Annotated in this window: 11 protein-coding genes and 1 pseudogene; 10 read left to right on the forward strand and 2 right to left on the reverse strand. The window is 65.9% G+C overall.

From position 1 onward, the window contains the following. The 7 genes and pseudogenes from QZ281_RS05280 to tdh form a co-directional block, all read left to right on the forward strand. Positions 1-1,480, forward strand: a 1,480-nt coding sequence (locus tag QZ281_RS05280) for a biotin/lipoyl-containing protein (RefSeq protein WP_292225554.1), incomplete at its 5' end; no start/stop codon positions are given. Beyond that, positions 1,480-2,862 (forward strand): methylmalonyl-CoA mutase family protein, encoded by a 1,383-nt coding sequence (locus tag QZ281_RS05285; protein WP_292225555.1) that lies wholly within the window; start codon positions 1,480-1,482, stop codon positions 2,860-2,862. The genes QZ281_RS05280 and QZ281_RS05285, both read left to right, overlap by 1 nt. Beyond that, positions 2,859-5,011, forward strand: a pseudogene (gene scpA / locus QZ281_RS05290) (methylmalonyl-CoA mutase). The gene QZ281_RS05285 and the pseudogene scpA overlap by 4 nt, the downstream one beginning before the upstream one ends. Next, positions 5,008-5,430 carry a methylmalonyl-CoA epimerase gene (mce, locus tag QZ281_RS05295; RefSeq protein WP_292225558.1) on the forward strand — a complete coding sequence of 141 codons (423 nt, stop codon included), beginning with the start codon at positions 5,008-5,010 and terminating at the stop codon, positions 5,428-5,430. Before scpA ends, mce begins: the two are co-directional and overlap by 4 nt. A 55-nt stretch (positions 5,431-5,485) precedes the next feature. Then, positions 5,486-6,409, forward strand: coding sequence for a DUF4232 domain-containing protein (locus QZ281_RS05300; protein WP_292225560.1), 924 nt, complete (start codon positions 5,486-5,488; stop codon positions 6,407-6,409). Positions 6,410-6,452: 43 nt separating this feature from the next. Continuing rightward, complete coding sequence (locus QZ281_RS05305; RefSeq protein ID WP_292225563.1) at positions 6,453-7,643, forward strand: glycine C-acetyltransferase; 1,191 nt, start codon at positions 6,453-6,455, stop codon at positions 7,641-7,643. Positions 7,644-7,777: 134 nt separating this feature from the next. Beyond that, entirely contained in the window at positions 7,778-8,818 is a 1,041-nt protein-coding gene (gene tdh, locus QZ281_RS05310; RefSeq protein WP_363297456.1) for an L-threonine 3-dehydrogenase, read from the forward strand. 16 nt (positions 8,819-8,834) lie between these two features. On the opposite strand, the gene QZ281_RS05315 is transcribed toward tdh, so the two are convergent. Both QZ281_RS05315 and QZ281_RS05320 read right to left on the reverse strand, forming a co-directional pair. After that, positions 8,835-9,227: a hypothetical protein gene (locus tag QZ281_RS05315; protein ID WP_292225569.1), complete on the reverse strand. Its 393-nt coding sequence runs from the start codon at positions 9,225-9,227 to the stop codon at positions 8,835-8,837. Positions 9,228-9,353: 126 nt separating this feature from the next. Continuing rightward, complete coding sequence (locus tag QZ281_RS05320; RefSeq protein ID WP_292225572.1) at positions 9,354-11,765, reverse strand: TonB-dependent receptor; 2,412 nt, start codon at positions 11,763-11,765, stop codon at positions 9,354-9,356. A gap of 271 nt (positions 11,766-12,036) precedes the next feature. Here QZ281_RS05320 and rlmJ point away from each other — a divergent pair, with 271 nt between their 5' ends. The 3 genes from rlmJ to QZ281_RS05335 form a co-directional block, all read left to right on the forward strand. Beyond that, on the forward strand, positions 12,037-12,852 hold the full coding sequence (gene rlmJ / locus QZ281_RS05325; protein WP_292225574.1) for a 23S rRNA (adenine(2030)-N(6))-methyltransferase RlmJ: 816 nt from the start codon (positions 12,037-12,039) through the stop codon (positions 12,850-12,852). Between the two features lie 22 nt (positions 12,853-12,874). Further along, positions 12,875-13,606, forward strand: a complete 732-nt coding sequence (locus QZ281_RS05330; RefSeq protein ID WP_292225577.1) for a type 1 glutamine amidotransferase — start codon at positions 12,875-12,877, stop codon at positions 13,604-13,606. A gap of 1 nt (position 13,607) precedes the next feature. Beyond that, the coding region (locus tag QZ281_RS05335; protein ID WP_292225581.1) for an FUSC family protein at positions 13,608-14,423 on the forward strand (816 nt) is incomplete at its 3' end.

The following is a 14,423-nucleotide window of genomic DNA, read 5'->3' on the forward strand; positions in this document are numbered from 1 at the left end:
CATCCGCGTGGCCCATTCCGACGACGACATGGCCGAAGGGTTCGCGGCGGTGAAGGCCGAGGCGCTGAACGCGTTCGGCGACGACCGGGTCTTCCTGGAGAAGTTCATCATCGACCCGCGCCACATCGAGATTCAGGTGCTGGGCGACAAGCACGGCCATGTGGTCCACCTGTTCGAGCGCGAATGCTCGATCCAGCGCCGCAACCAGAAGGTCATCGAAGAGGCGCCGTCGCCTCTGCTGGACGAAGCCACCCGCGCCGCCATGGGGGCGCAGGCCGTCGCTCTGGCGCAGGCGGTGAACTATGACTCGGCAGGCACGGTCGAGTTCGTCGCGGGGCAGGACAAGAGCTTCTACTTCCTGGAGATGAACACCCGCCTGCAGGTCGAGCATCCGGTGACGGAACTGATCACCGGCGTCGATCTGGTCGAACAGATGATCCGTTCGGCCTGGGGCGAGCAGCTGGCCTTTGCGCAGGACGACCTGTCGATCAACGGCTGGGCCATCGAAAGCCGCATCTACGCCGAAGACCCCTATCGCGGCTTCCTGCCCTCGATCGGGCGGCTGGTCCGCTATGAGCAGCCAGAGGAGGGTGATCAGGGGGGCTATACCGTCCGCAACGACTCCGGCGTCCGCGAGGGCGACGAGATCAGCATGTTCTATGACCCCATGATCGCCAAACTGTGCGCCTGGGGCGAGACGCGCGAGGATGCGGTCGAGGGCATGGCCCGTGCGCTGGAGGACACCCATCTGGCGGGGCTGGGCCACAATGTGCCCTTCCTGGCGGCGGTGATGGATCAGGACCGGTTCAAGTCGGGAAACTTGTCGACCAGCTATATCAAGGACGAGTTCCCGGACGGCTTTAACGGTCTGCGCCCGACGCAGATGCAGGAACGCATCCTGATCGCCTCGGCCCTGGCGATGCACGAGGTGATTGCCGAACAGGACGGCGACCCGTCGGAGCGCACCGACTGGATCGTGATGATCGACAAGACCCCGCACGGCGTCGGCCTGTCCTATGACGAGGACGAGGAGATGATCCTGACCCTGACGGGCGGCGGTGACATCCGCCTGTCGGACATCGACTGGCGGCCCGGTCTGGCCCAGTTCAAGGCCGATCTGGACGGAGAGGCGTTCACCGCTGAGGTCAAGCGCGTCGCCGACGGCTTCGACATTCGCCACCGCGCGGCCAAGGCGCGGGTGCGGGTGCTGCGCCCGCACGTCGCCGAACTGTACGCCCGCCTGCCGGAGAAGGCGGTGGCGGATACGTCGAAACTGGTGCTGTCCCCAATGCCGGGTCTGGTGGTGTCGATCCCGGTGGTGGTGGGCCAGGAGGTCAAGACCGGCGAGACCGTGGCCATCATCGAGGCCATGAAGATGCAGAACATACTCAAGGCCGAGCGCGACGGCGTGGTGAAGGCCGTCGGCGCCAAGGACGGCGATCCGGTGGCGGCGGATGATGTGCTGGTGGAGTTCGGGTGATGTCATCCTTCGCTACGCCCACGCCGCTTGAATGGCGTGAGGCGGCTCAGAAGGCGCTGAAAGAGCGGCCGATTGAATCGCTGCTGCATCTAGATGCGGACCAACTGGTGACGCGGCCGCTGTACGCCGGGGCGACTGGGGTGCAGCCGGTGTTCGCGCCTCGGCCATCGGACGCCGAAGGACGGGCATGGGATCTGCGCACTCAGGTCGAGGGCGACGACGCGGAAGCGGTGAACGCCGCCGTCCTGACCGATCTGCAGGAAGGCGCAGCCTCTGTGCTGCTCAGCGGCGGGGTTCTGGCGGATGTGGCGACGCTGGACCGGGCGTTGCAGGGCGTGGCGTTGGAACTGGCGCCCGTGGCGCTGGACGCCGGGTTCGCGGGCGTTGAGGCGGCGGATGCGCTGGCGGCTGTAGCCAAGGGTTCGCCCCGCGCCATGCTGCGCTTCCATCTGGACCCGATCTCGGCCTTTGCGGAGGCGGGTGGATCGCCGCGCGGGATAGACGATGAACTGAGCGCGGCGGCTAAAGCGGCTGTGCGTCATGCGGGCGTCTATCCCGACGCCAGCCTGTTCCTGGCCAGCGGACGCGTGGCCCATGAGGCGGGCGGATCGGCTGCGCAGGAACTGGCCTTTGCGGCGTCGAGCGCGGTCGCCTACGTGAAGGCGGCGGTTGAGGCGGGCCTGTCGGTCGAGGCGGCGCTGAAGGGCGTGGTCATCGGCCTGTCGGTCGATCAGGAATATTTCGACGCCCTGGCCAAGGTGCGGGCCATGCGGCTGATCTGGGCGAACCTGTCGCGCGCGTTCGGCGTGGAGACGCAGGCGATCATCGAGGCGCGGTCGTCGCGGCGGATGCTGTCGGCGCGTGATCCGTGGCCCAACCTGCTGCGCCTGACGGCGGCCGGGTTTGGAGGCGCGGTCGGCGGGGCGGACGTGGTGGTGCTGGACGGTTTCACCCGCGCCACCGGGCGGCCCGACGCCTTTGCCCGCAGACAGGCGCGCAATACGCAACTGGTGCTGATGGAAGAGGCCAATCTGGGCCGGGTCGATGATCCGGCGGCGGGCAGCTGGTATCTGGACGCACGGACCCATGATCTGGCGCTGGCGGGCTGGACCGAGTTCCAGACCATTGAGGCCGAGGGTGGCGTCATCGAAGCCTTGAAGGGCGGGGTGATCCAGCCGCGCATCGCCCGTGCGCGGGCTGTGCGTGAGGCGGCGTTGAAGAACGGTGCGGCCCAGATCATCGGCGTGACAAAATATGTGGATGCGGATGTGCGGTCGGCGCCGGTCGAAGCGGGGGGGGAACCGGCGGTGACAGTCACGCGTGTGTGCGAACCGCTGACGCCCATCCGCTTCGCCGCAGCCTTTGAGGAGGCGGCCCAATGAGCGCGTCTGGGAGCTTTCCCAATTTCAGCAAGATCGACCTGGACCTCGGCGCGACGGGGCAGGGACCGACGCGCGATCCGTGGCTGACGCCCGAGGGGCTGACGGTCGAGACGGCCTATGGCGCGCAGGCGCTGGACGGGCTGGAGCAGCTTCACGGCCTGCCGGGGTTCGCGCCCTTCATGCGCGGGCCGTATCCGACCATGTATGCGGGCAATCCGTGGACGATCCGGCAGTATGCGGGCTTTTCGACCGCCGAGGAATCCAACGCCTTCTATCGCCGCAACCTGGCGGCGGGGCAGAAGGGCCTGTCCATCGCCTTCGATCTGGCGACGCACCGGGGCTATGACTCGGACCACCCGCGGGTGAAGGGCGATGTCGGCATGGCGGGCGTGGCCATCGACAGCATCTATGACATGCGGACCCTGTTCGACGGTATCCCGCTGGACCAGATGTCGGTGTCGATGACGATGAACGGGGCGGTGCTGCCGATCCTGGCGCTCTATGTCGTCGCTGCGGAAGAACAGGGCGTGCCGCACGCCAAGCTGACCGGGACCATTCAGAACGACATTCTGAAGGAGTTCATGGTGCGCAACACCTACATCTATCCGCCCGAACCCTCGATGCGGATCATCGCCGACATCTTCGCCTGGACGGCGCAGGAGACGCCCAAGTTCAACAGCATCTCCATCTCCGGCTATCACATGCAGGAGGCGGGGGCGTCGGCGGATATTGAACTGGCCTACACGCTGGCGGACGGGATCGAATATCTGCGGGCCGGGGTGGCCGCAGGCATGCCGATCGACCGGTTCGCGCCGCGCCTGAGCTTCTTCTGGGCCATCGGCATGAACTATTTCATGGAGGTGGCCAAGATGCGTGCCGGTCGCCTGCTGTGGGCCGAAGCGGTGCGCAGGGAAGGCGGGGTTGATCCCAAGTCGCTGTCCTTGCGGGCGCACTGTCAGACTTCCGGGTGGAGCCTTGCTGCGCAGGATGTCTTCAACAACGTCTCGCGCACCATGGTCGAGGCCATGGCGGCGGCGGGTGGTCAGACGCAGAGCCTGCACACCAATGCGCTGGACGAGGCGCTGGCCCTGCCGACCGACTTCTCGGCTCGGATCGCGCGCAATACGCAGATCCTGCTGCAGCAGGAGACGGGGCTGACGCGGGTGATCGACCCGTGGGGCGGCAGCTATTACGTCGAACGTCTGACCCACGAACTGGCGATGCGGGCGCGCGCCCACATGGCCGAGGTCGAGGCGTTGGGCGGCATGGCCAAGGCCATCGAGGCGGGCATTCCCAAGCTACGGATCGAAGAGTCCGCCGCCAGGACACAGGCCCGGATCGACACCGGCCAGCAGACGGTGGTGGGGGTGAACAAATATCTGAACCCCGTCGTCGACGACATTCCGATGCTGAAGGTCGACAATGCGGCGGTGCTGGCCGCCCAGATCGACAAGCTGAAACGGTTGCGGGCCGAGCGCGACCGGACGGCGACCGATGCGGCGCTGGAGGCCCTGACCAATGGGGCGCGAGGCAATGCCAACCTGCTGGAGTTGGCCGTGCAGGCCGCGCGCGCCAAGGCGACGGTGGGCGAGATTTCAGATGCGCTGGAGGCCGCTTTCGGGCGTCACGTGGCGACGGTCCAGACGGTGTCGGGCGTCTATGCCAAGGAGGCGGGCAAGGATCCGCGCTTCGCCCGAGCGCGCGACATGGTGGCGACCTTCGTGGAGAACGACGGCGGGCCGCCACGCATACTGATCGCCAAACTGGGGCAGGACGGGCACGACCGGGGCCAGAAGGTGGTCGCCACCGGATATGGCGATCTGGGCTTCGACGTCACGGCGGGCAGTCTGTTCCAGACGCCGTCAGAAGCCGCGCGCGATGCGGTGGAGAAGGGTGTCCATGCGGTCGGCGCCTCGTCGCTGGCAGCGGGGCATCTGACGCTGGTGCCGGAACTGAAGGCCGAGCTGGAGAAGCTGGGCCGGCCGGACATCATGATCGTGGTCGGCGGCGTGATCCCACCCTCAGACGTGCAGCCGCTGCTGGATATCCGCCCGGCTCGGCCATCGCCGACACGGCGGTCGACCTGATCGAGAAGCTGAACCAGCGGCTGGGTTACGCCCAGCCCGCGCCCAACAAGGACAAGCCATGATCGGCGCCCTGAACCATGTCGGCGTGGCGACGCCGTCCATCGCGGACTCGATCCGGCTGTACCGCGACGTGCTGGGCGCGACCAAGATCGGCGAGCCGTTCGACCTGCCCGCGCAGGGGGTGAAGGTCTGTTTCGTCGATACGCCGACGGCCCAGATCGAACTGATCGAACCCTATGACGAGACCAGCCCGATCACCGGCTTTCTGGCCAAGAACCCCAAGGGCGGCCAACATCATGTCTGTTTCGAGGTGGCCGACATCCACGCCGCCATCGCCGAGATGCGGGCCAAGGGGGTGACTATTCTGGGCACGGGCGAGCCGCGCATCGGGGCGCACGGGACGCCGGTGGTGTTTCTGCATCCGCGCGACATGGGCGGGGTGCTGATCGAACTGATGGAGACGCCAACCGGCGATCATTGAAAGCGGAGCCTTTCAGCGACGACGTCGTTAAGGGGCGAAAGGGGAGAGCCTGACCATGCTGCATCGACTGACCGCCTTCGTCGCCATCACCGCCCTGATCGGGGTCAGCGCCTGCCAGCAGGCTGCGCCGGACCAGCCCACGGCGCCCGATGACGGGCAGGCGCAGGCGCCGTCAGAGGCGCTGGCCGTCAACTATGCCTGCGACAGCGGCGTGACCATCGAGGCGCGCTATCCCGACAAGGCCTCGGCCCAGATGACCTACAAGGGGCAGGACTATGTGCTGCGCAATGTTCAGGCGGCCAGCGGCGCGCGCTATGTCGGCTCGGGCGTGGAATGGTGGACCACCAGCCGCGACGGGCGCGAAGTCGCGACTCTGAGCCTGTTGTCGCCCAATGAAGAGGTCGCCGTGTCGGTGCTGGAACATTGCGCGCGGCCCCTGACCGCACCCGACCTGACCAGCGGGATCACGCCGCCGCAGCCGGTTCCTGAACCGACGCCGATCCCGGCGCAGGGCGGGGTGCTGCCTGCCTCTGCGCCCTGCAAGGGGCCGCAGTTGAAGATGGTGGCGGAAGATGGCGATGCGGGCATGGGTAACCGGGTGCGGAACTTCAGTCTGCAGAATGTGGGGACCAGCGCCTGCACCCTGACCGGCTATCCGGGGGTGACCCTGCTGGATGCGCGCGGGCAGGCGGTGACTTCGGTGCGGGCGGACCAGAGCCCCGGCAGCTATTTCCGTCAGGGACAGGCGCCGACGCCGGTCGATCTGGCGCCCCAGGCCAAGGCCTATTTCGAGGTGGCGTGGAATGTGGTGCCGAACGAGGCGGCGGGTCAGAAGACCTGTCCGAATGTGGCCACGATGCGCGCCACGGCGCCGGGCGACACCGCCGGGATCAGCCTGGGCTTCGCCTTCCAGCCCTGCGGCGGCAAGATTCGCGTCAGCCCGATCCGCAGTGCGTCAGCCGTTCAACCTGCGACCTGATTGAAGGTGGAAACGTGCGCAATTTGCGCGTAGGGCGGATGTCATGACCCAATCCTTTTATGACCGCGTCGCCAGCGAACTGACAGACATCGATGCGCAGGGCCTGACCAAGCCTGAACGCGTGATCGCCTCGCGTCAGGGGCCGGTGATTCAGGTTGCTGGGCGCGACGTTCTGAACTTCTGCGCCAACAACTATCTGGGGCTGGCGGGCGACGAGCGCGTGTCTCAGGCCGGGATCGCGGCGCAGCAGAAGTGGGGGGCGGGCACGGCCTCCGTGCGCTTCATCTGCGGCACGCTGGAGATCCACAAAGAGCTGGAATCGGCCGTCGCGGGCTATCTGGGGTTCGAGGACGCCATCCTGTTCGCCGCCGCGTTTGACGCCAATGGCGGGATTTTCGAGCCTCTGTTCGGCGAGAACGACGCTATTGTTTCGGACAGTCTGAACCACGCATCAATCATTGACGGCGTGCGCCTGTGCAAGGCCAAACGCTATCGGTTCGCCAACTCCGACATGGATGAGCTGGAGACCCGCCTGAAGGAGGCCCGCGAGGCGGGCGCGCGCGAGATCATCATCGCCACCGACGGCGCCTTCTCGATGGACGGCTATATCGCCAAGCTGAATGAAATCCGTGTCTTGGCGGACAAATATAATGCTTTGATCATGGTGGACGACTGCCATGCGACGGGCTTCCTGGGTCCGAAGGGACGCGGATCGTTCGCGCATCACGGGGTCGAGGTGGACTTCGTCACCGGCACCTTCGGCAAGGCGCTGGGCGGGGCCATGGGCGGCTTCATCTGCGCCAAGAAGTCGGTGGTCGAACTGCTGAAACAACGCGCGCGGCCCTATCTGTTCTCCAACGCACTTTCACCCGCCGTCTGTGGTTCCAGCCTTGAGGCCATCCGCATCGCGCAGGGCGAAGAGGGCGACGCCCTGCGTACGCGCCTGTCGGCCAACGCCCATCGCTATCGCGGCGCGATGGCGGATGCGGGCTTCACCCTGCTGGATGGCGAACATCCGATCATTCCGGTCATGCTGGGCGACGCCAAACTGGCGCAGGACTTTGCAGCGCGGGCGCTGGAACTGGGCGTCTATGTGATCGGCTTTTCGTTCCCCGTCGTGCCGCGCGGTCAGGCCCGCATCCGCACGCAGATGTCGGCGGCGCACACCTTCGACCAGATCGACCAGACGGTTGCGGCCTTCACCAAGGCCGGGCGGGAACTGGGCGTCATCTAGCCGTTTTTCGGCGTCACCCTCGGGCCTGTCCTGAGGGCATCGCTCGTCGCGCGATGGCCGGTTTCAGCGACGGGAGTTTTTCTGGCGAGCGGCGTGGGGCCTCTGCCATGAGGAGTGATCTGATGACCGATACAATGAAAGCCCTGGCCAAGACTGCGCCCGGCATCGGCCTTGAGCTGATTGACGCGCCGATCCCTGTTGCGGGACCGGAAGACGTGCTGATCAAGGTGCACCGCACCGCCGTCTGCGGCACCGACATCCACATCTGGAACTGGGACGAGTGGTCCCAGAAGAACGTGCCCACCCCGATGATCACCGGCCACGAGTTCGCCGGCGAGATCGTCTCCATCGGCAAGGACGTGGACCGTCGCCTGAAGGTGGGGCAGCGCGTCTCGGCTGAGGGGCATGTCATCGACCTGAACTCAGAAGCCGCGCGCGCCGGGCATTTCCATCTGGACCCGGCGACCATGGGCATCGGCGTGAACCGTCAGGGCGCCTTTGCCGAATATGTCGTGGCCCCGGCCTTCAACGTGATCGAACTGCCTGACGACGTACCTTATGAGATCGGCTCGATCCTGGACCCGTTCGGCAATGCGGTTCACACGGCGCAGCAGTTCGACCTGCTGGGTGAGGATGTGCTGGTCACCGGCGCCGGTCCCATCGGCATGATGGCCGCCGCCGTGGCGCGTCATGCGGGCGCGCGGACGGTTGTGCTGACCGACATCAACGACTTCCGTCTGGACCTGGCGCAAAAGGTGGCGCCGGGCGTGCGCACCGTGAACACGACCAAGGAAGACATCCACGACGTGATGAAGGAACTGGGCCTCAAGGTCGGCTTCGACGTGGCGCTTGAGATGTCGGGTTCGCCCATCGCCTTCAAACAGTGCGTCGACACCCTGATCATGGGCGGCGGCATGGCCATGCTGGGCATTCCCGGCAAGCCGATGGAGACGGACTGGGGCGCGATCATCCTGAAGGCCCTGACGATCAAGGGCGTCTATGGGCGCGAGATGTTCACCACGTGGCGCAAGATGCTGGGCCTGCTGAAAGCCGGTCTGGACCTCAGCCCCTTGATCACGCACCGCCTCGACTATTCTGACTATCAGGCTGGCTTTGAGGCCATGAAGTCGGGTCAGTCGGGCAAGGTGGTTCTGAACTGGGACAAGTCGGCCTGATCCATCAGTTGCCGCCTCAGGTCGGCGTCGCTTCTCGGCCCGTGTGTCTAAAAACGACCACGGTGAACAGGACGGCGCCGATCAGAACCAGCAGCGCGGCGATTGCGCCGCCCAGGACTGAGGGAAGGCTAGGCCCTGCCAGTTTGATGGCGGTCAGGGTGGGGACGAAGAGCAGGAAGCCGATCGTCGAAAACCCGAAATGGGCGCGGCCTAACCAGCCGCGTTCGGCCGTGGGAAAGCTGCGATAGAACAGGCCATACAGGAACATCGACACCCAGCCCAAAAGGTTGATGTGGGCGTGGACGGACACCAGTTCGAACTGTCCAGAGAAGGCCATGAAGATGCCAAGACCGATGCCGAACAGGGCGATCAGCACAGCTAGGCGCAGGAAGGCGGCGGATACACTCACGCGACGGACCTCCAGATTGTCCGAGCAGTCTATTCGCGGAGCGATGTTTTTTCAACTGGCGACTATGTTCAGGAAAACAGCATCCCAGGCGCGGGGCCTGAGATGCTGGTGATCTAATAAATGGCCTCAGTAGCGCGCCCGCAGGGTGATCCCCACGGTGCGCGGGTCGCCGGGGTTGCCGATGACCAGACCGGAGTTGCCGGACTGGACACTGACGAACTGCAGATAGTTCTCGTCCAGCGCATTCTTGACCCAGACGAAGGCCTCCCAGCCGTTCTCGGCGCGGAAACCGGCGCGCAGGTTCAGGATCGTATAGCTGTCGATCTGGGTGTAGCGGGAAACCGAGGCGTCCGAGTTGTAGGTCGAGCGATAGCTGGCGTCGGCGCCGCCATAGAACTCGCCCGGATGGCCCAGAAAGCCGCCCTTGCCGTGTAGCTCGGCGCCGATGGACGCCGCCCAGGGCGAAACGCCGGGCAGTTTCTTGCCGGACAGATCGCAGGCCACGGTGGTCGAACCGATCAGCTCCAGCGGGCAAGGGCCGTTGGTGAAGGCGTCGTATTTCGCATCCGTCCAGGCGGCGTTGGCATACAGGTCCAGATTCTGGTTCGGGCGGGCGAAGGCGTCCAGTTCGACGCCCTGAATCACCACCTTGTCCGCATTGGCCAGGTAGCCGCGCAGGGCGCTGGGGCCGCTGTCGACGACATTGGCCTGATAATCCTTCACATCGGTGCGATAGGCGGCCAGATTGGCGGTGACGCGGCGGTCGAACAACTGGGTCTTCAGGCCCAGTTCGTAGGTGGTGACCACCTCTGGCTTGACCACGGCATTGGTCAGGGACGGCTGGCCGCTGGGCAGGTTCGGGATGCCCGCCATGTTGATGCCGCCCGACTTGTAGCCCCGTGCGACGCTGGCATAGGTCAGGATGTCGTCGCTGACGTCATAGGCCAGCGACACCTGACCCGAGACATCATCGTCCGACAGATCGGCGCTATAGCTCTGGGCCCGTGCGATGCCGAGGCGACGGGATGTGTAATCGCTGTTGTTGGTCACGAGGCCGCCGCTAGTAGTGGCGTTGTACCAGCCGGACTTGTCCTCTTTGGTGTAGCGCAGGCCCGGCGTCAGGTGCAGGCGATCCGTGATGTTCCAGGTGAGTTGTCCGAAGACGGCATAGGAATCCGTCTCGATCCGGCTGTCGTTGAAGACCTTGTAGCCGTCTAGAAGCGAGTCCGGCACCCTTTGCAAAGGAGCATTAGGCGTGGCCCGGTACTCAGGGATGAGCCAGTAGGCGGCGTCCTTGCCGTATTCGGTGACGCCGTGCGTCTCGACCGCCTGATGGAAGGCGTACAGGCCGACAGTCCAGTCGATGCGGTTTGAACCGTTGGAAGACAGGCGCAGTTCCTGGCTCCACTGATCCTGCCACGACGGGTTGGCCGACTGGCGGGTGATGTCCAGCGCGGTGTAGTCGCGGTCGTTTTTCGGTCCCCAGTCCCAGGCCCGCCATGCGGAAACCGAGGTCAGGGTGGCCCAGCCGAAATCATAGTCGACGATGGCCGAGACGCCGCGGTGGATCTGGTCGGCTTGGATCGGGCTGTCGACGTCGGCGATGCGGGCGTAGGGATTGGTGCTGGCGGGCGTATAGCCGCGGCCTGCGGCCAGGGCCGGGAACTGCAGCGACGCAGGCTTCAGCGTCTGTCCGACGCGGACATAGACCTGGGTGCAGCAGACCGGCGTCAGGTCGGCGTAGTCGGCGAACAGGCGCACGCGCAGCTGTTCCGTGGGCTGAAACAGCAACTGGCCGCGCAGGCTGATCGATTCCTGAGAGTTCTGCTTGCGGCCCACGGTGACATTGTCCAGCAGGCCGTCGCGGCGGGTGGACACGATCGAGAACCGGGCTGCGACCTTGTCTTCGATAATGGGGCCGGAGAAGGTGGCCTTGCCCTGCAGGAAACCATAGTCGCCAAAGCTCAACTCGGTTTGACCTTCGGGCGTGAAGGACGGAACGCGGGTGGTGATGTTCAGGGCGCCTGCGGTGGTGTTCTTGCCGAACAGCGTCCCCTGCGGTCCGCGCAGGATCTCGATCCGGTCAAGATCGACGAAGTCCAGCGTCGCGGTGGCGGGGCGGCCGTAATAGACCTGATCGACATAGATGCCGACGCCCTGTTCCAGCCCGTCGTTGGCCAGACCATAGCTGGCGCCCAGCCCCCGGATGGTGATGGCGGTGTTGCGTGGGTTGGAGCTGAGCAGCTGGACGCTGGGCGCCAACTGGGTGATCTGGCCGATGTTATAGGCGCCGGTGCGGTCCAGAAGTTCCTCGTTCACCACAGTCAAGGCGATGGGCACGTCCTGTGCGCGTTCATCGCGGCGGCGTGCGGTGACGACGATGTCGCCCAGACTGGCCACTCCCTGTGTGGCGTTCGAGCGGGACGACTGAGACTGAGGTTCATCCTCCGCGTGCGCGAAGGTCGGCGCGGCGATGCAGGCGGCGATGGCCACGCTGGATAATAGTCGGCGTACTGTCGGCGTAGGCGTGATGGTCATGATCCCCTCCTGCGCGAAACGGCGCTGTCGGAGATGAGGGGAATAAATCCTATCTCCCAAATGGGTTTTTCTGGGTTTCGCTGATAGGATCGCTTCAATCGAAGGTTGCTGTTTTCAGGTTTTCCTGAAAGGTCAAAGCCTTGGTGCGTCGATACAGTGGCGATGCCGCCCATATCGCGGAGTGAGGTTCGCTATCAGTTATTCTGCAAGCTTGACTGGGGCGGGGATGAGTTCCGCTTGACCCCGAGGGCCTGTCGGGGGACGAGGCGGGATGAATTATCGCCACAGCTTTCACGCCGGAAACTTTGCTGATCTGGTCAAGCACGCCCTGGTGCTGTGGCTGCTGAAAACGCGCCAGAAGGCGGGGGCGCTCACGGTGTTCGACACCCATGCCGGGGCGGGGCTGTACGACCTGTCGGGCGATGGCGTGCGGTCCAAAGAGGCCGAGGCCGGGGTTGCGAAACTGATGACGGCAGAGGGGCGTACTCCCCTGATGGATGAATTGGCGGCAGAGGTGGCGCGGCTGAACCCGGACGGCGGCGTGCGCTTCTATCCGGGGTCGCCCCTGTTGATCGCCGACGCCCTGACCGACGGCGGACGCTATGTCGGGTTTGAGCTGAACCCGCCGGTGCGTAAAATGCTGGCCGAGGCGCTGGCTGGACGGGCGAATGCCGAGGCGCGCGAGGGCGACGGCTATGACGCCGTGACGGCTGAGGCCGGCAAGGTGCGCGGTCCGCTGGTGTTGATCGACCCGCCGTTTGAAAAGCCCGACGACTATATCCGCTCGGCCGAGGCGGCGGTCGCCATCGTACGGCGTGATCCGTCGGCGACGGTAGCGATCTGGACCCCGCTGAAGGATCTGGAGACGTTCGACGCCTTCATCCGCAGGCTTCAGGGCAGGGCGGGGCCGACGCTGGTGGCCGAGGCGCGCCTGCGGCCCCTGATCAATCCGATGAAGATGAACGGCTGCGCCATGGTGGTGGTCAACCCACCCGCCGGGGCTGAGGCGGCGGCGGATGAAATCTGCGGCTGGGTGTCAAAGGCGCTGGGTGATGCGGGCGGGCGCTCAGAGGTCTGGACCTTCTGATGCGGCGCATTAGGGTGACGGCATGACCCGTATCGCGATCCTGGAAACCGGCCATCCGCCGGAACACCTGAAGGATGACTTCGACGACTATCCCGCCCGTTTCCGCGCCCTGCTGGGCGAAGGGGTGCCGACCACGCGGTTCAATGTTCAGGCGGGCCATCTGCCGGATGATCCGTCCGCGTTTCAGGGGGCCATCGTCACCGGATCGGCGGCGGGGGTCTATGACGACCTGCCGTGGATTCCGCAGTTGGTCGACTGGCTGAGGGCGGCGCGGGGGCAGACCCGTCTGGTGGGCATCTGCTTCGGCCATCAGGTGCTGGCCCACGCCTTCGGCGGGGTGGTCGAGAAATCGCACAAGGGCTGGGGCGTGGGGCTGCACCGCTATGAGGTGCAGGCCAGAGAGCCGTGGATGCATCCGCGTGTTCAGGCCATTTCCATTCCCGTCTCGCATCAGGATCAGGTCGTGGCGGTGTCGCCCGATGCGCGGGTGCTGGCGTCGTGTGCGTTCACGCCCTACGCCGGTCTGGCCTGGGGCGAGGATGCGATCTCGTTCCAGTGTCATCCTGAGTTTCAGCCGGAATACGCCGCCGCCCTGATCGAGGGACGGCGCGGCGACCGCATCCCGCATCTGGTCGCGGATGAGGCGATCGACAGTCTGAAACGGCCCAACGACCGGGCCGTGCTGACGGCATGGATCAGGGCCTTCCTGCTGCTGACCCCGCCGCCGGTCGAAGATCAGGGCAGCGGCATCTGACATGGGGGCTGCGGCTGTCGCCAAGCGGACCTTGCGCCACTGGCGTCCCTTCTATTGGCGCGAGGCGGCCCTGTGCATGCCCGCCATGCCGATCCTGCTGGCGGGCGGGATGCTGCTGGGCATGCCAACACAGGGCGCCATCGCGGCGGGGGCGGCGCTGGTCGTCGGTCTGGCCGCGTCGCGCGACCTGGTTGGGCGTCGCTGGGGAGCGATGATCGGTACGGCGCTGGGCCTGATGATTGCGGCTCTGGTCGGGACGCTGGCGGGGCAGATTCCGTGGCTGCTGCTGACGCTGGGCTGTATCGGGGCGGCGGTTTGCGCGGCCATCGCCCTGTATGAAGAAGACGTCTGGTGGGTGGTGCTGCAGGGCGTCACGGCCATGCTGATCGCGGGCTATTACGCCGGGCCGCTGGATCAGGCCCTGTTGCGCGGGGTCGGGGTGCTGGTCGGCAGCGCGGCGCAGATCGGTCTGGTCGTGCTGCTGGCGTGGATATTCCCCAAGGCGGCGGCGCGTCTGCCCAGCACGCCTGCGCCCCCGCCGCCCGGAAACAAGCTGTTGATCAGCCACATGGCGCGGGCTGCCGCCGCCGTCGGCATCAGCATGGGCGTGGCCTGGGCGGTTGATCTGCAGAACTGGGCCTGGGCGCCGATGACGGCGATGATCGTGCTAAAGCCCGGCCTGATGGAGACCCAGACGCGCGGCGTCCAGCGGGTGCTGGGGACGCTGCTGGGATGCGCCGCCGCCACGGTGTTCGCCATACAGGTCGGCTCGGCCCATCCGTGGCTGATTGCGGCGGCGGCGGTGACGGCCTTTGCC

This window comes from Brevundimonas sp. (genome assembly GCF_018608325.1).
In the GTDB taxonomy this organism is placed as follows: Bacteria; Pseudomonadota; Alphaproteobacteria; order Caulobacterales; family Caulobacteraceae; genus Brevundimonas.